At 71.8% G+C, this 18399-nt stretch carries 18 protein-coding genes and 1 pseudogene; 3 read left to right on the top strand and 16 right to left on the bottom strand.

Annotated elements, in window-relative coordinates; all coding sequences use genetic code 11:
- The first annotated feature begins 23 nt into the window (after positions 1-23).
- Positions 24-374, top strand: a complete 351-nt coding sequence (locus ABZX85_RS31165; protein ID WP_355875770.1) for a hypothetical protein — start codon at positions 24-26, stop codon at positions 372-374.
- Between the two features lie 61 nt (positions 375-435).
- Here ABZX85_RS31165 and ABZX85_RS31160 read toward each other — a convergent pair whose 3' ends face one another.
- Both ABZX85_RS31160 and ABZX85_RS31155 read right to left on the bottom strand, forming a co-directional pair.
- On the bottom strand, positions 436-897 hold the full coding sequence (locus ABZX85_RS31160) for a response regulator transcription factor (RefSeq protein WP_355875767.1): 462 nt from the start codon (positions 895-897) through the stop codon (positions 436-438).
- 464 nt (positions 898-1361) lie between these two features.
- Positions 1362-1773 (bottom strand): annotated as a pseudogene (locus tag ABZX85_RS31155) (transposase family protein); the annotation flags it as partial.
- A 102-nt stretch (positions 1774-1875) separates the two neighbouring features.
- On the opposite strand from ABZX85_RS31155, the gene ABZX85_RS31150 reads away from it, so the two are divergent.
- A complete protein-coding gene (locus ABZX85_RS31150) occupies positions 1876-2403 on the top strand; it encodes a GNAT family N-acetyltransferase (RefSeq protein WP_355875765.1) in 528 nt (175 codons plus the stop codon).
- A gap of 502 nt (positions 2404-2905) precedes the next feature.
- Complete coding sequence (locus tag ABZX85_RS31145) at positions 2906-3226, top strand: alpha/beta hydrolase fold domain-containing protein (RefSeq protein WP_355875762.1); 321 nt, start codon at positions 2906-2908, stop codon at positions 3224-3226.
- A gap of 170 nt (positions 3227-3396) precedes the next feature.
- On the opposite strand, the gene ABZX85_RS31140 is transcribed toward ABZX85_RS31145, so the two are convergent.
- From ABZX85_RS31140 to ABZX85_RS31075, 14 genes are all read right to left on the bottom strand, one after another.
- Complete coding sequence (locus ABZX85_RS31140) at positions 3397-3837, bottom strand: barstar family protein (protein ID WP_355875760.1); 441 nt, start codon at positions 3835-3837, stop codon at positions 3397-3399.
- A gap of 87 nt (positions 3838-3924) precedes the next feature.
- Positions 3925-4596 carry a hypothetical protein gene (locus ABZX85_RS31135; RefSeq protein ID WP_355875757.1) on the bottom strand — a complete coding sequence of 224 codons (672 nt, stop codon included), beginning with the start codon at positions 4594-4596 and terminating at the stop codon, positions 3925-3927.
- 116 nt (positions 4597-4712) lie between these two features.
- Positions 4713-6974 (bottom strand): LuxR C-terminal-related transcriptional regulator, encoded by a 2262-nt coding sequence (locus ABZX85_RS31130; RefSeq protein ID WP_355875754.1) that lies wholly within the window; start codon positions 6972-6974, stop codon positions 4713-4715.
- A gap of 147 nt (positions 6975-7121) precedes the next feature.
- The gene (gene fabG / locus ABZX85_RS31125; protein WP_355875752.1) at positions 7122-7847 is read right to left on the bottom strand and encodes a 3-oxoacyl-ACP reductase FabG; all 726 of its coding nucleotides are present in this window, start codon (positions 7845-7847) and stop codon (positions 7122-7124) included.
- Between the two features lies 1 nt (position 7848).
- Entirely contained in the window at positions 7849-9438 is a 1590-nt protein-coding gene (locus ABZX85_RS31120; protein WP_355875749.1) for an MFS transporter, read from the bottom strand.
- Positions 9435-10832 carry an adenylosuccinate lyase family protein gene (locus ABZX85_RS31115; RefSeq protein WP_355875746.1) on the bottom strand — a complete coding sequence of 466 codons (1398 nt, stop codon included), beginning with the start codon at positions 10830-10832 and terminating at the stop codon, positions 9435-9437. The genes ABZX85_RS31120 and ABZX85_RS31115 overlap by 4 nt, the downstream gene beginning before the upstream one ends.
- A complete protein-coding gene (locus ABZX85_RS31110) occupies positions 10829-12751 on the bottom strand; it encodes an FAD/NAD(P)-binding protein (protein WP_355875743.1) in 1923 nt (640 codons plus the stop codon). Before ABZX85_RS31110 ends, ABZX85_RS31115 begins: the two co-directional genes overlap by 4 nt.
- Positions 12748-13656, bottom strand: coding sequence for an NAD(P)-dependent oxidoreductase (locus ABZX85_RS31105; RefSeq protein ID WP_355875740.1), 909 nt, complete (start codon positions 13654-13656; stop codon positions 12748-12750). The genes ABZX85_RS31110 and ABZX85_RS31105 overlap by 4 nt, the downstream gene beginning before the upstream one ends.
- A gap of 3 nt (positions 13657-13659) precedes the next feature.
- The gene (locus tag ABZX85_RS31100; RefSeq protein WP_355875738.1) at positions 13660-14172 is read right to left on the bottom strand and encodes a hypothetical protein; all 513 of its coding nucleotides are present in this window, start codon (positions 14170-14172) and stop codon (positions 13660-13662) included.
- Positions 14169-15821, bottom strand: a complete 1653-nt coding sequence (locus ABZX85_RS31095; protein ID WP_355875735.1) for a class I adenylate-forming enzyme family protein — start codon at positions 15819-15821, stop codon at positions 14169-14171. Before ABZX85_RS31095 ends, ABZX85_RS31100 begins: the two co-directional genes overlap by 4 nt.
- Positions 15808-16662 (bottom strand): beta-ketoacyl synthase N-terminal-like domain-containing protein, encoded by an 855-nt coding sequence (locus ABZX85_RS31090; RefSeq protein WP_355875732.1) that lies wholly within the window; start codon positions 16660-16662, stop codon positions 15808-15810. The genes ABZX85_RS31095 and ABZX85_RS31090 overlap by 14 nt, the downstream gene beginning before the upstream one ends.
- A complete protein-coding gene (locus tag ABZX85_RS31085) occupies positions 16659-17834 on the bottom strand; it encodes a beta-ketoacyl-[acyl-carrier-protein] synthase family protein (RefSeq protein ID WP_355875729.1) in 1176 nt (391 codons plus the stop codon). The genes ABZX85_RS31090 and ABZX85_RS31085 overlap by 4 nt, the downstream gene beginning before the upstream one ends.
- Positions 17824-18123, bottom strand: a complete 300-nt coding sequence (locus ABZX85_RS31080; RefSeq protein ID WP_355875727.1) for a phosphopantetheine-binding protein — start codon at positions 18121-18123, stop codon at positions 17824-17826. The genes ABZX85_RS31085 and ABZX85_RS31080 overlap by 11 nt, the downstream gene beginning before the upstream one ends.
- Positions 18120-18395, bottom strand: coding sequence for a phosphopantetheine-binding protein (locus tag ABZX85_RS31075; RefSeq protein WP_355875724.1), 276 nt, complete (start codon positions 18393-18395; stop codon positions 18120-18122). The genes ABZX85_RS31080 and ABZX85_RS31075 overlap by 4 nt, the downstream gene beginning before the upstream one ends.
- Between the last annotated feature and the right edge of the window lie 4 nt (positions 18396-18399).

Genomic DNA, 18399 nt, shown 5'->3' with positions numbered 1-18399 from the left:
CCCCCCACAGAGAAAGAACCGAAATGCGCTGGCGCAATCTGATTCTCCCCACCGTCGTCGCCGCGGCCTCGGCCGTCGCGCTCACGGCGGCACCCGCTTCCGCGAACGCGAACAGGGTCGTGGTCAACAGCAGTCTCTACCCGTCGGGTACGGCCTCGGTCGACATCGAGAGCAGCAACCCCGATGGCAGTCCGGCCTTGTCCACCTGCGCGAACGTCGGACCGGGTCAGCAGGCGTCGGTCAACGTGTTCGTGGCGGACGGCGACAGTGTCATGATCAACTACTACGCGAACAAGGGCTGTAGCGGGACCATCAAGTGGGACACGCGTCGTGCGCCCAACCCCGTTCCGGGGGTGTGGAACATCAACAGCTGACCCGTACCGTCTCCGGGCTCTCCTGCTTGCGTGGAGAGCCCGGAGACGGTTTCTCGGCTCGTCAGGCGTCCAGATGTCCGAGCCAGGTGAGAATCGCTTCCGACCGACTTCGCACCCCGAGTTTTCCGTAGATGCGGCTGATGTAGTTGCGAACGGTCCGCTCGGTCAGGAAAAGATCGGAGGCGATGTCCCGGACGGCCTGCCCGGCGGCCAGCAGTTCGATGACCTGCCTCTCGCGGCCGGAGAGGAGGCCACTTGCCGCGATCATCTGTTCCGTGCCGGTGCGGAACGGTTTGCCGGGTCTTCCGTTTTTGATCTCGGGATCGAACATGCTGACGCCTCGTGCGGTGCACAGCAGTACCTCGTCGAGCCAGAACGAGTAATTACTTTGAAGTAGGTAGCTGGTGACTCCGTTGTCTAGGGCTGTCTGTACGTCGTTCCAGTCCAGTTCCGGAGCGAAGATCAACGACGGTGGAAGGGGATCGGCGGATTCGGCCGAGAAATTTTGCAGATCGTTTGCCATTCCCCTTCCGAAGAAGAGGACCACATCGTCTCGCCGGCGGATCTCGCGGGGACTCCATATTTGGTGGCTTCGGATTCCACTGCGTGGAAGCCTCCTCAAATCTGCATGTGTCACCACTGCGACGGACAGGTCTGCCAAATGGGGGGAAATGAATCGGGTGGCGCCCATCTGTGGTTCCTTGGAGAAAGGTGAACCAGAGCCTTGTGGGTGACTCGCTCCGGTGTAGGACATTTTTTATCATGATTCGAGCACCGAAAAACCAGTGATCTTGCTCACGGATCTTGTCCTTGGATGCTTCGGTCAATCGTCGACGGGCCGGGCTGTCATCCTCAGGACGGAGACCGGGCGGTACTCCGGTACCGGGCGAGTGTGCCGTTTCGAGTCCGTGGTCGTGTGGCCGTGCGGGCGGGAACGCCTAAAAGCTGTCCTGTTAAATGCTCTTTGAGCTGCCTCGGGCGTGGGGGGACGCCGTCGCCTTTGAGGCGGCAGTCGCGGAGGATCTTTGAGGTCTTCATGCGGGCGAAGACGTGCTCGACACGGGCGCGGACCTGCTTGTGGGACTTGTTGTGTTCTTCTTTCCAGTCCGGGAGTTCGGTCCGACCGCGCTCGCGACGGTGCCAGATGAGCAGTCCGGTGCTCGGGTAGTCGCCGTCAGCGGTCGTGGTGGTCGGTGATGCGGTCTGCCGCCGGCTTCGACACCTTGAACAGTGGCGCGAGTTGGCGCATCGTCAAGTTCGTTCGCCAGTACGCCGCGACCAGCAGTGCCCGGTTCTCCGGCGGAGGGCTCCACGGCCGGCTCCTGCGTACAGCGTCCGCACACTCACGACGCAGAACCGTCACCAGCTTCCCGAAGGCACGCGGGCTCAGCCCGGTGATCGCACCAGCTACATGGAGATCGTCTCCTGCGGCCCTGGAACTCCGCGTGATGTCGCGCAGAATCCGATGGTGCGGCACGGCCCCGGCGTCAAGAATCACGGGATGCGTGAAGTGAAGCTGTCCGACGGGATCATCAATCTGTCAGCCCTGCGCCTGGACGACGTGGAGGCGCACCTCGCGGGGGAGGACGAGCTACTCGTTCGCTGGCTCAACGGCGGTCCCGGCACGCGGGAGGGCGTCGAAGCGTACTTCCAGCACTGCCGGGAGCAGTGGGACACCGGCGGGCCACTCCGCGCGTTCGGCATCCGGATGGGTGCCGACGAGGTACTCGCGGGCACGATCGACTTGCGGTTCGCAGGAGACGGTCTGGCGCCGGGCCAGGTGAATGTCGCCTACGGCCTTTACCCGTCCTGGCGGGGGCGTGGCCTGGCCACCCGCGCGGTCCTGTTGGCGTCCCGGTACGCGGCGAGTGAGGGCGGGGTGGAGGCGGTGATCCAGGTGGAGCCGGAGAATCCCGCATCTGCCGCAGTCGCGCAGCGGGCAGGGTTCACCCCCGGCAAGCCGACGCACAGCAAGGACGGCACACGCTTCGACTGGTACATCCGGGACCTGCACGCCGCCACCCGCTAACAACCAACAGTTTCGGGACAGCCCTTGGTCTGGCCATCTCTTCCCGGGTCTGCCCGAAAGAGGGGGCATGGACCCGGTGCGATTCCGAGGTCGGCCGAGAAACTCCAGCCAGTTGAATGGACGCCCTCATGACACTCCTCTCCAGGCCGGTCGTGGCTGCGGCCAGGGTGCTTCAGTGTCTCGACGCGTTGCTCTCGGGCTGGCATGTGGCCAAGTCCTTGCACACGCGGTATCCGGAGTACCCACGCACCGGATTCGAGGTCACCATCCCGACCTCGGTGGCTCCGGCCCGTGCCGTTGTGTACCTACCGCATCTTCCGAAGGGCACCCCAGCGCCGGTGCAGAGCGCGGGGGGGCGCGCTCGCCGCGGCCGTCGCCCGACAGGCCCTGGAGAAGGGGACGCCGTCCGTCGCCCTCCAGGTCCTGCACTACCCCCCGCGATCTCGCGACCGACGCCCGCGACAAACGCTCCGTCGTCGCCAAACCGATGCTCCGGCCGTGGATGGCCGACATCTTCGACAACGCCTACCTGCCGGACCGGACCCGCCGCAGCGACCCCCTGGCCTCTCCGGCCCACCCGTCCGACACCGCCGACCTCACCGGCATCGCCCCCGCCCTCGTCGTCACCGCGGAGCACGACCTGCTCCGGGCCGAAGGCACACGCTACGGCGAGCGACTGCGCAAGGCCGGCGCCCTGGTCGATCATCACGACGTCCCCGGCGCCGACCACGGCTACGACCAGAAGGACCCGGAGACCGCGAGGAAGATCTACGCCCTGATCGCCCGCCACGCACGCGAGGCCACCTCCCTGGAAACGCCCTGACAGCCCGGCGGAAAACAAGCCGGGCGGCGGGCCGGTACTCCTCACCGGAAGCCGGGTTCACCTCCGATGAAAACTCGACCGTGCGCGTGCGTCGGCCATGCTCGCGGTGTCGAACGTCGAGGCGCTCTGTTCACCGTCGGGCCGCGGCGGGGACGCCCGGAGGCAGGGCGTCAGGCCGTGTCCGGCTCGTACCCCGCGTCCGTCATGCGTCCGGCCAGCCGGGACAGGCCGTCGGGCGTGCCGTCGAGGAGGAGCAGGAGGCGGGGGGCGCCGCTGTCGGCGCCGGCCGTGTCATCCAGGATCGACAGAAGGACAGCCAGCGTGGTGTCCGGTTCGTCGACGAGGAGGCCGTCGGCTTCCCGTAGGACGAGTGTCAGGCGGGGAGCGTCGGGGCCGGCCGTCGGGAGCGAGGCGTTCGTCAGGGTGTCTCGGAGGCAGTCGGCGAAGGCGTCCCAGTTGTGGCCGAAGTGGTCCGGGAACCTCAGCGCGGCGGCCCATTCGGTGAACAGGCCCTGGAGCGTGCCGCAGCGTGAGCCGCGCACTTCCCGTCGGGTCGGGATGCCGGTCGCCGTATCGGGCAGCGGGCGTAGCCAGGTCACCGCGGTCGTCATGTGATCCTCTCCTGTGTGGTGGACCGGGGAGTGTGGCGGGCGGGGTCCGGCCGCCACACTCCCCGTCTTCGGTGAGCGGCTCCGCGTCTAGAAGCGGCCGAGGTAGTCGAACGACTGGTAGTGGTCGAACGTCACGTAGACGTTGCCGCTGTTGGGGTTGCGCACCAGACGCCAGGAGTCACGCCCTCCCGCGGGGTTCGGCTGGTTGTAGGAGTCCATGTCGTACTCGACGTACGGGGCCGTGTTCCTGCCCTGGGTGGAGAAGGCGCGGCTCGCCGGGACCCCTCGCGCCTGTTCGATCGTGCTGACGAGCCCGTTGTAGTCGTTGTACCTGCCGCCGTAGTACACGAACTGGTTGTTGTGGGAGCGCTCGTCCCAGTACGCGTACCACTGGCCGCCGCCCGCCTGGCCCGGCCACCCCGCGCCGGCATGCTGGTCGAGTACGTAGTAGCTGTTGCGGAGGCTGGTCCGGACCACGGTGGTGTGGTCGATGTAGTGGTTGGCCCAGAAGTCCGCGGCCTGTACGGCCGCGTTCCAGGCCGCCTGGCTGACGCCCGTGCCCCCGGGCGGGCTCTGGTTGCAGATCGCGTTGCAGTGACCGGGCGGCGTCTGGGCGAACGCGGTGCCCGAGCCGGCGGCCACGCCGCCCGTGAGCGCGAGCAGCACACTCGCGACGATCATCGCTCGGCGACGCCCGCGAATCCGGGGCGTCTTGTCGCGTTCCGTGTCGGGCGCGGACATCGTGGCAGAGGAGGACAACTCATGCTCCTTGGCTGGTTCCAGGTCTTCCCGGGCCGCACGGCACCGGGGGACGGCGCTGTCGTGCGCCTCGGAACGAGCTTTGACCAGGTGGTCAGCCCCGTGCACGGGTAGTTCTACGGGGTATGTACCTGATGTCCCGCCCACCAGGCGGCGATCTGGGCGCGGGAGGAGAAGCCGAGCTTGGTCAGGATGCGGTCGACGTGCCCGTCGACCGTGCGCGGGGACAGGACGAGTTCGGCGGCGATCCGCCGGTTGGTCATACCGCGGGCGACCAGCGCGGCGACCTGTCGCTCACGGTGGGTCAGCGGGCCGGCGTCCTCAGGTGGGGCGGCGACCTCGGCATCGGTACGGGCGCCCAGGGCGTAGGCGATGGCCTGGCCCAGTCCGTGGACCGCCGAGCCGTCCGCCAGCGCCTGTTCGTAGCCCGCCGGGCCGAGGGCCTGCCGGACTTCGGCCTCGCAGCGCAGGTGGGACCCCGCGTCCTGAGGGCCACCGATGGCGTTGGCGCTGCCGGTCTCGCGCCACAGCGACCGGGCCACGCCCAGCAGACGTCCCGCCTGCGGATGGTCGCCGTCCGACGCGGCGATCCAGGCGAGCTGCTCGATCATCCTCGCCACGCCGGTGCTCTGGGCGAAGCCCCGCAGCATGTCCAGCGCGCAGAAGGTCAGATGCTTGGCCTCGGCCTGCCGGCCCAGCTCCCAGGCGCGGTGGCCGAGCGCCATGAGCAGGTGGGCGCGGAGCCAGCGCTCGCCGTATGCCTGCGTGGCGGCCAGGGCATGCCGCGCCGTGTCCGGCGCACGTGGGTCCCTGCCGTGGGTCAGGACGATGGCCAGCGTGCACTGCCAGATGAGTGTGATGTGCCGGTCGCCGAGCGTGGCGTGGACGGCCAGGGCCCGCTCGACCAGAGGGACGGCCTCCTCCACGCGGCCTCGGTGGAGGTGCGCGATCCCTCGATAGCCCTGCGCACTCGCCCGCACCGCCGGCTCGCCCACCCGCTCGGCCAGCTCCTCGGCCTCGGCCAGCCACCGGTCCCCTGCCTCCAGATCTCCTTGCATCTGCGCCACGTAGACGGCCGGCACCAAGGCCCGCGCCCGCACCCCGGTGGGTTCGGGAGCGGCGGCGAGCGCCCGCTCAAGCTGCCGCCGGCCCTCGCCGAGGAAGCCGCCCGCCACCCAGTAGAAGCCCAGTGCGGTGGCCATGGACAGTGCCGTCCGAACCTCCTCGGGAGTGGGTCCGGGCGGCGCCGCCGGTGTCCCGGTCCAGCCCCTGTACTCCAGGGCCGCCAGCAGATTGCCGTGCTCGGCGCGCAGCCGGTCCAGGATCTCCACCTGCCGCGGGCCGAACCACTCCTCGGCCGAGCGTTCGGCCAAGGAGTGGAAGAAGTCGCGGTGCCGCCGTCGCAGCAGCTCGTCCTCCCCGGAGGAGACCAGGTGCTCGCGACCGTACTGCCGGATGCTCTCCAGCAGCCGGTACCGGGGCGGGTCGGCGCTGCTCCCGAAGTGTTCCACCAGCGACTGGGCGACCAGCCGGTCCAGCAGGTCCATCACATCGCCCGCCTCGATGTCCTCGCCCGCGCATACGTTCTCGGCGGCTTCCAGGGTGAAGCTCCCCGCGAAGACCGTCAGCCGGCTCCACAGCAGCCGCTCGGGCAGGGTGCACAGCTCCCAGCTCCAGTCGATCGCGGCCCGCAGCGTGCGCTGATGCGGACGGGCTGTGCGGCTGCCCGCCGTCAGCAGGGCGAACCGGTTCTCCAGCCGCTCCACCACCTGTTCCACCGACAGTGTGCGCAGCCGTGTGGCGGCCAGTTCGATCGCCAGCGGCAGCCCGTCCAGGTCCGCGCACAGCCGGGTGACCGCCGCACGGTTCTCGTCGGTCACCGCGAACCCGGGCCGTGCCGCCGTGGTCCTGCTCCGCAGAAGTTCCGTCGCCTCCGCCCCTGACAGCGGCGGGACGGGAAAGACGTGTTCTCCCGTCACCCGCAGGGGTTCCCGGCTGGTCGCCAGGACGCGGAGTTCGGGCGCCGCGGACAGCAGACGCTGTGCCAGCTCCGCGCAGGCGTCCAGCAGGTGCTCGCAGTTGTCCAGCACCAGCAGCGACCGCCGTTCGGACACCTGCGTGGTCAGCTGCTCCGGCATCGCCCGCATGCCCTGGTCCAGCAGCCCCATCGCCGTCGCGACCGCGTCGGGCAGCGCCACCGGGTCGCACACCGGTGCCAGGTCCACGAGCCACGCTCCGTCGGGAAACGCCTTCACCGCGCCGGCCGCCACCTCAAGGGCCAGCCTGGTCTTGCCCACCCCTCCCGTGCCCGTCAGCGTCACCAGCCGCGCCTCACCCAGCAGGCAGCGCAGCTCGGCCGCCTCCTGCCGGCGCCCCACGAAACTGGTGAACGAAGCGGGCAGATTGCCTGCGTATCCCCTTGTTTTCGGCACACTTCATTTCATCGTGCCATTCATGCCCAACGGGGATGACACGCCTGATGAATGCCGGTCCGCCGACGGCCGGCTCCCGACCAGCGACGACGCTCAGTGTCCCAGTCCGGCTCCTCCGTCCACCGGGATCACGGCACCGCGGACGGAGCCCGCGCCGGCCAGGAACGCCACCGCGTCGGCCACCTCCTCGGGCCGGGCGGCACGCCCCGCCGGGGTCCGGTCGAGCAGGGCACGCAACTGGTCCTCGGTCAGCGCCCGGACCATGTCCGTGTCGGTCACCCCCGGGGCCACGACGTTGCAGGTGATGTCCCTGGCACCGAGTTCCCGCGTGAGCGACCGGGCGAGGCCGACCAGCCCCGCCTTCGCCGCCGCGTAGTTGGTCTGCCCGGCCGCCCCGTGCAGCGCGGCCGTCGAGGAGACCAGCACGATACGGCCGTACCCCTGGGCGAGCATGCCGCGCACGGCGCGTCTCGTGACGCGGAAGGCCCCGGTGAGGTTGGTGTCGACGACAGAGGCGAAGTCCTCGTCGCTCATCCGCAGCAGGAGCCGGTCGCGCACGACACCCGCGTTGGCCACCAGCACCGACACCGGACCGTGCGCGGCCTCGGCCCTGGCGAACGCGTCGTCGACCTGCCGGCTGTCCGTCACATCGCAGCGCACCGCGAGGAGACCCTCGTCCTCGGGCGGAGAGGTCCCGCGATGGGTCACCGTGACCCGGTCCCCGGCCGCCGCGAACCGGCGGGCGACGGCGAGCCCGATCCCCCGGTTCCCGCCGGTCACGAGCACGGACCGGCCCGATGCCACCTCGGCTGCCGACACGTCAGTCCACCTTCCTTCCCACGGAGTTGGCGTCCTGGACCTCACGTGCGCGCAGTCCGACCGCCGCCACGACGGCACCGGCCAGGGCCACGACGGCCGTCCAGAACGTGGCCGCGTCCATCGCGGCCAGGAACGCGCGGTCGGCGGCTGCCGAGAGCTCGGGCAGCCGCAGAGAACCGGCCAGGGACCGCGCGGCCTCGGCCGAGCCGCGGGCCTGCCGCGCCGCCTCGGCCGACAGGCCCTGCGCCTCGCCCGGCAGCGCGGTGTGAGCCATCCGGTCCCGGTACACGGCGGACAGGACCGAGCCGGCCAGCGCCACCCCCAGCGTCCCGCCCACCTGCCGGGTGACACTGTTGACGGCCGACCCGGCACCCGCGAGCTGCTGGGGCACGGCGCTCATCATCGCCGTGGTGACGGGTGTCCCGACCGAACCCATGCCGAAGCCCTGCGCGAACAGCAGCGCGACGACCACCGGAATCGGTGTCCCCTGGTCGAACCAGAGGTACCCCACGTACGTCAGCGCGGTGATCAGGACGCCCACGGTGACCGTCCACCGGGCCGACAGCCGTCTGCTGAGCGTGGGGGACGCCTGACTGCCCAGGACGATCCCCACCGCCGCGGCGATCATGACCAGCCCCGCGTCGGCCGGCGAGAGACCGCGTGGGCCCTGGAGGTAGAAGGCCGCGTAGAACAGGTGCCCCGCCAGCGCGCCGAACGAGATCAGCAGCACCACACTGCCCGCCGTGAACCCGGGCCTGCGGAACAGCCGCAGATCCAGGCCGGGCGCCGGGGACCTGCGCTGAACGGCGACGAAAGCCGCGAGCAGCGCCGCCCCCACCGCCACCGGGAGCAGGACATGAGCGCCGTACCAGCTCTGCCCGTTGCCGAGTTCGACGACGCCGTAGACGACACCGCTCAGCCCGAGTACCGACAGGGCCAGGCCGGGCAGGTCGAGCACCCGTTGCCCGGAACCCCGCAACGCGGGCACGACCGCCGCCGTCCCCACCGCGCACACGGCCACGATCGGCACGTTGACCAGGAACACCGCACCCCACCAGAAGTGACTGAGCAGCACCCCGCCCACCACCGGGCCGACGGCCACCCCGAGGGCGCTCGACGAACTCCAGATCGCGATGGCCCTGGCGCGCCGCTCCGGCGGAGTGCACTGCACGATCACCGAGAGCGTCGCGGGCATCAGCAGCGCGCTGCCCGCGCCCATGAACGCGCGTGCCACGACCAGCCAGTCCGCGCTCGGCGCGAACGCGCCCGCCGCGGAGGCCGCGCCGAACAGGAACAGACCCGCGAGGAGCGTCGAACGGGGACCGAAGCGGTCGGCGAGCGCGCCGCCCGCGAAGAGGGCTCCGGCGAACACCAGCGTGTAGGCGCTCGCCACCCATTCCAGCTGGGCCGGGCTCGCGCCGAGCCCCTCGGACGGATCGGCCAGCGTGGTGACCGCGACGTTGAGGACGGACGTGTCGAGCCAGATCAGCATCTGAGCGCAGACGACCACCAGCAGAAGAGGCCACGCGCGCGGGTCCGGCCGGTGCCGCCCGACTCGGCCGGTCACCTCGGTCCGGCTCACGCCGCTCATCGGTCACCTCCGTAGCTGCGCAGCGCCCGTTCCACCAGCGCGTCCGCCGCCCCGGTGTACCGGGCCGGGTCGAGGAGAGCGGCCAGGTCCTCGGGGGAGTACAGGGAGGCGAGTTCGGGGCGGTCCGTCAGGATCTCGGCGAGAGGCAGGCCACGGGCGGCGGCCTCCTGCGCCGCCACCGTGAGCAGTTTCTTCGCCGGGCCCTTGCCCAGCGCCGGCGCGAATGCCGCGGTGAGCCGCTCGCTGACGATCGCTCCGCCGCTCAGCGCGAGGTTCGCGACCATGCGGTCGGGGTGGACGACCAGTCCCTCGGCGAGTTCCACGGCGGTGTGCGCGGCCCCGCCGGCCAGCCGCAGCGCCTCCCGCAGCGGCTGCCACTCGGCATGCCACGCACCGGCCGGACGCTCGTCCTCGGCCAGCACGCTCTGCGCCAGGACGAGAGCCAGCGCGGGAACCTGCCGGGCCGCCGACACGATCAGCGTGGCCAGCGCGGGGTTGCGTTTCTGGGGCATCGCCGACGAGGCTCCGCGGCCGGCCGCGACCGGCTCCGACAGCTCGCCGATCTCGGTCCGTGAGAGTGTCTGCACGTCGAGGGCGAACTTGCCGAGGGCGCCGGTGACCAGTTGCAGGACGGCCCCCAGCTCGGCGACCGGGATGCGCGCGGTGTGCCAGGGGATGACCGGCTCGGCCAGCCCCAACGCGGCGGCGAACGGCTCGATCAGCTCGACTCCGCCGTCACCCGTCCCACCGTCCAGCACCGCGTACTCCCGGTAGGCGGCGAGAGTTCCCGCGGCGCCGCCGAGCTGGGCCGGCAGGCAGGCCGCGAGCGTCCGTACCCGGCTGAGCGCGTGGGCCGTCAACTGGAGCCAGCCGGCCGCCTTGAGACCGAGTGTCGTGGGCACCGCGTGCTGGGCCAGGGTGCGCCCGGCCAGCACGGTGTGCCGGTGATCGGAGGCCAGCGCGGCCAGGGCGGCACGGACCCGGTCCAGGTCGGCGGCCACGACGCCGAGGACACGGCGGGCGATCAGCATCGCCGCCGAGTCGAGGATGTCCTGGCTGGTCGAGCCGCGGTGCACGTACTCGGCCGCCGCCGGGTCCCGGGCGGTGACCTCCCGGGAGAGCATCGCCACCAGGGCGACCACCGGGTTCGCGGCCGAGCGTGCCTCGCACGCCAGGGCGGCCAGGTCCATCCGGTCCGCACGGGCCACGGCCGCGATGGTCTCCACGGCACCCGGAGGCGTCAGCCCCAGGGCGCTCTGGGCCCGGGCGAGGGCGACCTCGGCGTCCAGCATGGCCTGGAGCCACGCCTCGTCGGTCAGTTCGGCGGCGACCGGTGTGCCCGCCCAGGTCGGGGCGAGCAGGCCCGTGTCGGTGCCCACGGACAGCGTGTTCACATTCGTCCGCTCTCTGTGCTGTGGGGGTGGGGGTCCGCCGTGGCGGCCCGGGGGCACTCGGCCCCGTCGTGCGCCAGGCCCAGGACGGCCCGCGCGATCGCGTCCGAGTCCTCCAGCGTGACCGAGCCGACGCCGGGCCGGACCCCGACCGCCGTCACCCAGCGCACGCCTTCGGTCGGCACGCCGAAGGCGAAACGCCGAGGATGCGCCCGCCCCGCCGAGTCCAGTACCCGGGGCGCTCCCGAGGTGACCGCCAGCCCTCCGGTGGGAACGCCGTCGAGCCGGTGCTCCGTACAGCCGCCGGCCGCCCTCAGCGAGGCCAGCAACGGGTCGGCGGTGCGAGACAGGTCCGTCCTGGGCAGCCTGGCCTCGATCAGCGCGGTGACCGCGACCGGCGCGGCGGCCACCCCCTCGGCGTCGACGAGGAACGCGCCCGCCGCACCCGACGGCCGCACCCGGGTTCCCGGACCGAGCAGGTGCAGCACGTCGGCCTCGACCAGCGCGATGAGCTGCTCGATACGGAAGGCCGGCGGGCCGATCGACGTGAACGCGTTCAACGGGGTGTACCAGCCGTCGAGTTCGGCACGGTACGACCCTCCGGTGACCCCGCCGTGGTCGACGACCTGGCGGATCTCGTTGCGCAGGTCCCGCAACGCGTCGAGCGCCGCCTTCAGCGGCCCGCTCACATTGCCCAGCCTGGCCTCGGCGACATCCCGCCGCAGATACTCCAGCACCCACCGGCGGAAGTCGCCACGACCGGTGAAACGCCGCTCGCCGTAAGGGCGTTCGATCCGCCCCCAGTCCCAGCGCTCACCCGGCGGCACCCCCTGCCGGTCGAGCAGCTCCGCCTCCGCGCACCCGCCGCAGACCACGGACCGCACGAACTCCGCGGCGATCCTGGGCCCACGGGCGGTGCGCAGCCACGCCGCGTGGTACACCGTCCGCACCTCACGGTCGATCAGCGGCCACAGGTCTCTGCGGAAGCGGACCGGACGGCCGCGCAGAGCGGCGATGGCCTCGGGCGTGAGGAACAGCGGGTGGTGACGGCCGAGCGCGCCCTTCTCGTTCTCGCCCCGGGCGTGGTACGGCACCCCGCGCCGCGAACCGGCGTACAGCACCGGCTCGTTGCCGCTCGGGAGATAGACGAGGCCGCTCCCGCTCTCCTTGAACACCCCGCCCCGGCCCACGGTCAGCAGGGTGAGATGGTCGAAGAAGTTCAGGCCGAGGCCCCGCAGCGCCACCGGGCTCCCCGGCGCGATGCCGTCCAGGACCGCGTCCGCGGGGTTTCCCGGAACGACGTGCACCAGACCGTGCCGCCCGGCGAACACGGTCAGGTGCCGCTCCTCCCGCTCGGGAAGCTGCGGAGTGTGGCCCAGGGCCAGCACCACCGAGTCCATCCCGGCCAGCCGGCCGCCGTCGGCCAGCGTGACGGTCTGCCGTCCGTCCGCGCCGTCCTCCACCGAGACCGCCGTCGACCGGTGCGTGTGCACGGTCACCTCGTCGGGCAGGGTGCGTAAGAGATGGCGGAGCACCCACTCCAGGTAGTGGCCGTGGAACGCCCGCGTCGGATAGGTGTCCGGACCCAGCCGCCGGGCCTCTTCGCGGATGTGGCCCGGCTGGTCGCCGGTCAGCGTGCAGGCCCATTCGTACAGGCTCGGCCCCGGGACGACCGGCCCCGCGCAGCGCACGCTGTCGTCGGTGAACAGGGTCACCTGGGAGGCGACCGTGTTCATCAGCAGCTCGCTCGGCTGGCCGGTGCGCCACACGGCGCCCGGACCCGGCGGACAGGGATCGACCAGGTGCACGGCGACCGGCCGTCCGGTACCGGAGGCGCCGGCGCAGATCCGCTCCAGGACGGACAGGCCGCGTGGACCGACGCCGATCACGCAGACGGCGAGGGCCGAGGGGGACGTGCTCACTCCTCGCCCAGCCCTTCACGCCAGCTCGGCCGGCGGGGGCGCCAGCCGAGCGTGACGGACGCCCGGCTGTTGTCCGCCCCGCGGGCCGCGGTGAGCTGATGGGCCGTGAACCAGCCCAGCAGACGGGGCGCCAGCGCCTCCGGCACGACCCGCGGCGCGGGAGCGCCGAGCGCCTTCGCGTAGTGGGGGAGCCATTGCACGGCGGCGGCCGGTTCGTCGTCCGTCACGTGGAACACCCCGAACGCCTCCGACTCCACGGCCCGCACCGCGGCCCCCACCGCGTCCTCCACATGAAGGAACGACGTGACGCCGGCCCCTCCCGAAGGCAGGGGGAGACGGCCGGCCAGCACCCGCTGCCCCGTACCGCCCGCCCGGGCGTACACGGTCCCCGGCCCGTACAGGGCGCCGTAACGCAGCACCACCCCCTGGACGCCTTGGACCAGTTCCTCCAGGACGGCGACGGCCCGCACCGTCGCCGCCCAGCCCGGATCGGGGGCGTCCAGATACAGCGGGGCGTGCTCGTCGAGGACGTCGGGCCCCGCCGGAGCGGCTGCGAAGGCGATGGACTGCGCCACCAGCCGGCGCGCACCGCACGCGCGGACCGCCTCCACGAGGTGACGGGTCCCCTCGGTGCGCAGCCGCGCCGTACGCGCGAACGCCTCCGCGGGATCGTCCCCCAGCAGGCTGAGCGCCGACAGCTGATGGACCACCACCTCGGGGCGCGCGGCCGACACCGCGGTCAGGACACTCGAACGGTCCAGCGCGTCCGCGACGACGACCTCGTCCGCCTCCGGAGCCCGTGACGCGTCCCGCACCAGCGCGCTCACCCTGTGCCCGCGGGCACGCAGCGCGCCGACCAGCGGACGTCCGACGACTCCGGACGCCCCGGCGACCAGAACTCGCACCGCTCAGCCCTCCGATCCGGGGTCCGGGGGCGCGACACGCATCAGCAGACGGCACGCCTTGTCGCCGTCCCGCAGGCAGCTCTCGGCCCGGTTCTCCGTGAGCCGCACGCCGAGACCCTCGGACCAGCCCGCGTGGATGTCGGTGCACGGGCAGCGGTAGCCGTCGAGGGAGCCGGCCATCCGCACCATCGTGACGGCGAAGTTCCGCCGCAGGGTCAGCACGATCAGATCGTCCTGCTCCACCTCGGTCGAGGCGTTGCGCAGCTCCGGCGGGAACATCCGGTCGCCGCACGCGTCGTACCGGCGGCGCAGCTCCTCCAGGTCCTTGCCGGGGTCCCCGGTGCCCGGGAGCGGACCGCTGGAGCGGGCCACACGCCCCGCGACGTACACCGCGATCTTCCGCAGCGCCTCGGCGTTGATCTCGTTCGCCGCCTCCGGCCCGAAGCGGGCGGCCACCCCCTGGTACCAGTGCGCGTCGTGCTGCCACCACAGCCGGTACGCCTCCGACGTGCTCATCCGCGCCGCTCCTCGGCTGCCCGGGCGACGAACCGGTCGCGCATCACTCGCTTGAGAACCTTTCCGGTCGCGCCCTTGGCCACGTCCTCGGAGTTCATGGGCAGGGCCCGGTGCACCGGGGGAAGACCGGCCTCGGACAGCACGGAGTTGACCCGGTCGGTCCACACCTCGTCGGCCTGGCCGTGATCGGGCTCGGGCGAGAGCTGAAGCAGGACATAGACCTCCGCCTCCCCGTCGCCGTCCCAGTCGGCGCGTACACCGTTCGGCGCCACCCCGACGACCGTGCAGTCCGTCACCTGCGGCAGACGGGCCAGCAGGAGTTCCTCGGTGCCGGTGCTGAAGACGATTCCGGCACGGGTGCGGATGGCGTCCGGTACGCGGTCGAGATGGTAGAAGTTCCCCTTCTCGTCCTGGCGGGCGAGATCCCCGGTGAGCCAGTAGCCCCCCAGCCGCATCCGGTTCCAGGTCAGCGAGTCGTTCCAGTAACCGGGCGTCAGCGTCGGCGACTTGATCCCCAGCCGGCCCGTCCTGCCCGGCGGCAGCGGAGTGCCGTCCTCGGCGAGGACGGCGGCCTCCGCGAACCCGATCGGCCTGCCGACACAGCGCGCGTACGACGTGGTGTCCTTCGTGTGCCGGTTGTGGAAGACGGAGTGGCCCGCCTCCGAGGAGCCGAGCCCGTCCACGAAGACCGAACCCGCCACCCGTGCCCGGCGCAGGTCCCGGCCGATCTCCGTGCGGTTCCCGTGCCGGACGAGCTCCCTGATGTGCGCCTCGTGCGCCGCGTCCCCGGTGTTGAACCACACCTGGACGCTGGAGAGGTCACGCCGCGTCAGGTCCTCGGCGGCCATCTCGCCGAAGGTCCCCGCGAAGGCAAGCACCGCGCTGGGCGCGAACTCCTCCACCGCGTCGAGGACGTCGGCGCCGCGCTGGCTGGAGAGGAGCTTGAGGTCGGTCCGCAGGAGAAGGCAGTACAGCAGGGTCGCCACCATGGCGTTGTGCGCCCCCGGCAGCCCCACCAGAGTGCGTTCCATGTCACTGCCGGTGGAGAAACGCAGCCGGTGCACCTGCGCGTACATGAGCGTCCGGTGGGTGTGTGGCACTCCCTTCGGCATTCCGGTGGTACCCGAGGAGTGGGAGATCAGCACCGGGTCGGTGGGATCGTGCCGGTACGGGTACGACGCCGGCAGGAGCCCGCGGTGTCCGGGACCGATGTCCTCGGCGGTGACGTGGAAGCCGAGCCCCTGGTCCGCCAGCACCTCCCGGTGCGCCTCGTCCGTGAACGCGCCCACCGCGCCCTGGCGGCGGACGTACTCCCGGGCGGTGTCCGGCGGGAGGTTGCCGTTGACGAAGGAGGGGATGGCGCCGAGTGAGGTCAGCGCGAGGTAGTTGAGCGCGAACTCGGCGCTGGAGGAGGAGTGCACGGCCACCGGGTCCCGGGGCCGTACCCCGTGGGCGGCGTACCAGCCGGCGTACTCCTCGACCCGCTCGCACAGCCCGCCCAGCGTCAGCGCCGCGAGGCCGTCGGTGTCCGTGTGCAGCACGGTCTCGTCGAGGGGACGGCCGTACGCGCGCAGACGCTCCAGGATGTTGCCGGCGCCGAGCCGCTCGTCGGAGCAGATCCGCGCCCGTTCCTGTCTATCGATGAGCATGGTTGCCCTTCTCGTCCCTCGTCGGGGCCGGCAGAGATGTGGAGGCGGAGCCGGTCAGCATGAACGCGGCACGCCCGCGTCCCGGGCCCGCCTCCGTCACCAGGAGATGGTCGCCGCCCTCCCGCAGGAGCCACCGATGGGCCGCGGCCAGTTCGACCAGCCCCTGGACACTCCCGTGGTGCCGGGCCGCCGGCGCCAGGTACGGGCCGGACATGCCGTCCCTCGGCACCGCGGCCGACCGGACGGTGACCCCGTCCGGGCCGGGACGCCCGAGCAGCACCGCCGACGCGAGGCCCGCGGACGCCGGGAGCCGGGGAAGCGGACGGGCGTCGGCGTCGGCCGCCTCCTGGTGGAGCGCGGCCACACGCGGGCCGCCGCCGAGTTCCACGCCCACGACGAGGACGTGGTCCAGCTCGGTGTCCTCCAGCAGGAGATCCGCCATCAGCAGCGACTCGGTGACCGGGTCGTCGAGGGTGGAGACGCTGAACATCTGGCCGGTGATCCCGAACTCCCGGCTGATGTGGCCCAGCACGGAGTTGGCGGTGGCCTGCATGAACAGCAGCGGGTTGTGGACCTTCCCGGAGACCATGCGGCTGCTGGCCAGATCCGCGGTGGTGGTGTCACCGGCCAGACTCGCCAGGGCGACCGCCGTACGGGTCCCGTCCACCGGCTTCTCGATGAGGCAGCGACGGCTCACCTCGTACACGAGAGGGCTGAAGGCGGACTCGACGAAGCCCGGCAGCCTCGGCAGCGCGACGTCGTCGGCCGAGCCGGTGGCGTGGGTGGCGGTGGCGCTCGCCAGCACCGCCAGGGGGGATCGCAGCGCGGGTCGTGGTGTCATGGGCGCTCCAGGAGGAGTGCGGTGTTGGCACCGCCGAAGGCCGCGTTGACCGTCAGGGCCCGGCGCAGATCGGTGTGGCGCGGCCGGTTCGGCACGTGGTCGAGGTCGCATTCCGGATCGGGCCGGGTGAAACCGGCGGTGGGGGGAAGGACGCCGTCGGTCAGGGCGAGCAGCGTGATCACGAACTCCACGACGCCCGCGGCCTCCAGGAGATGACCGGTGGTGGACTTGGTGGAGCTGACCGGGATCGACTCGATGTGTTCCGGGAAGGCGGCCCGCAGCCCCCGCGTCTCGGCGCCGTCGTTGTACTTCGTACCGGTGCCGTGCGCGTTGACGTAGCCGATGGTCGCCCCGTCCGGATCGCCCGCGAGGCGGGCCGCCTGCCGGGCCGCGCGGGCGAGGCCGGCCCCCTCGGGATGCGGCTGCGCGATGTGATGGGCGTCCGTGGCCGTCCCCCACCCCAGAACCGACGCGAGCGCCTGCGCGCCGCGCCGCCGGGCGTGTTCGGCGGACTCCAGGACGACCACCGCCACACCGTCGCCCAGCAGCAGCCCGGTGCGGTCCGCGCTGAACGGGCGCACCGCGCCGTCGCGGGACAGGGCCCGTCCGGAGTCGAACTTCCCGAACGTCTCCTCCTCGACGAGGTAGCCGCCCGCGCAGATCGCCACGTCGGTCCGGCCGGAGGCGATCAGCCGGCATCCGTGGATGATCGCCGCGGCCGAGGCGACACAGGCGTTGGAGAAGGTCAGCCGGGGGCCCTTGAGACCGAGGCCGGTACAGAGCGACTCCGTGAGCCGGGCCGGAACGGCGTCCGACAAGGGGGTGTCACCGCGGACGGCGGCTCCCGGGGAAGGGCGCCAGTACCGGGTGACGCTGGTGTGGTCCCCCGCGACACCCATCAGGACGGCCGCCTCCGTGCCCGGACCCAGGCCCGCGTGATCCAGCGCCTCGGCGCCGCTGTCGGCCAGTGCGTGGCGCAACGCCCAGTCCCTGACGGCACCGATGCCGTCGGGGGCCGCCGCCGCCATCGGGGTACGGTACGGACCGGTGTCGAACCGTGTGGTGGGCGCGAAGGCCGGGACCCCGGCGAACACCCCGCGCCGCAGCGCGTCGGCACCGGTGCCGAAGGCCGTGCGTACCCCGAAACCGGTCACCGTGACCTCAGCGGGCATCCTGCTCGCCCTCCTCGGCCGGTTTCGCCGAAGCGGCGTTGAGATAGGCGGTGAGCCGGCGCAGCGAGGTCAGCTCGAAGATCTCCTCGTCGCTGGGTTCCACGGTCAGGCCGTAGCGCTCCTCCACGACGTGCAGGAGCCACACCAGGCCGAGGGAGTCCAGCACCAGTTCGGCGTCGTCGGCGAGGTCGGCGGGCAGTCCGGGGAAGACGTTGCGGTCCGACAGCAGCGCCCGGACCGTCTCCGGCGTGAACGGTGACACCATGCGGAACTGATCGCTCGTGGTCATGCCTTCGCACCGCGCCGGACGACCTCCGCGACCAGTCCGCCCAGGGTCAGGGCGGCCAGGGGCTCGATGTCGGTGTCCGGGATCTCCACGCCGAACCGGGTCTCCAGCCGCAGGCTCAGCTCGATGAGGCTCAGGGAGTCCACGTCCAGTCCGCCGACGGTCAGCGGGCTGTCGTCCGTGATGCCGTCACGGTCGGTCAGGATGTTCATCTCGTCGATGACCGAGGTGAGGACGAACTCGCGGATCTCGTCTTCCAAGGTCGAGGTACTCATGATC

The sequence above is a fragment of the Streptomyces sp. NPDC004539 genome (assembly GCF_040610055.1).
Taxonomy (GTDB): Bacteria; Actinomycetota; Actinomycetes; order Streptomycetales; family Streptomycetaceae; genus Streptomyces.
This window is presented reverse-complemented; position numbering and strand designations above follow the sequence as displayed.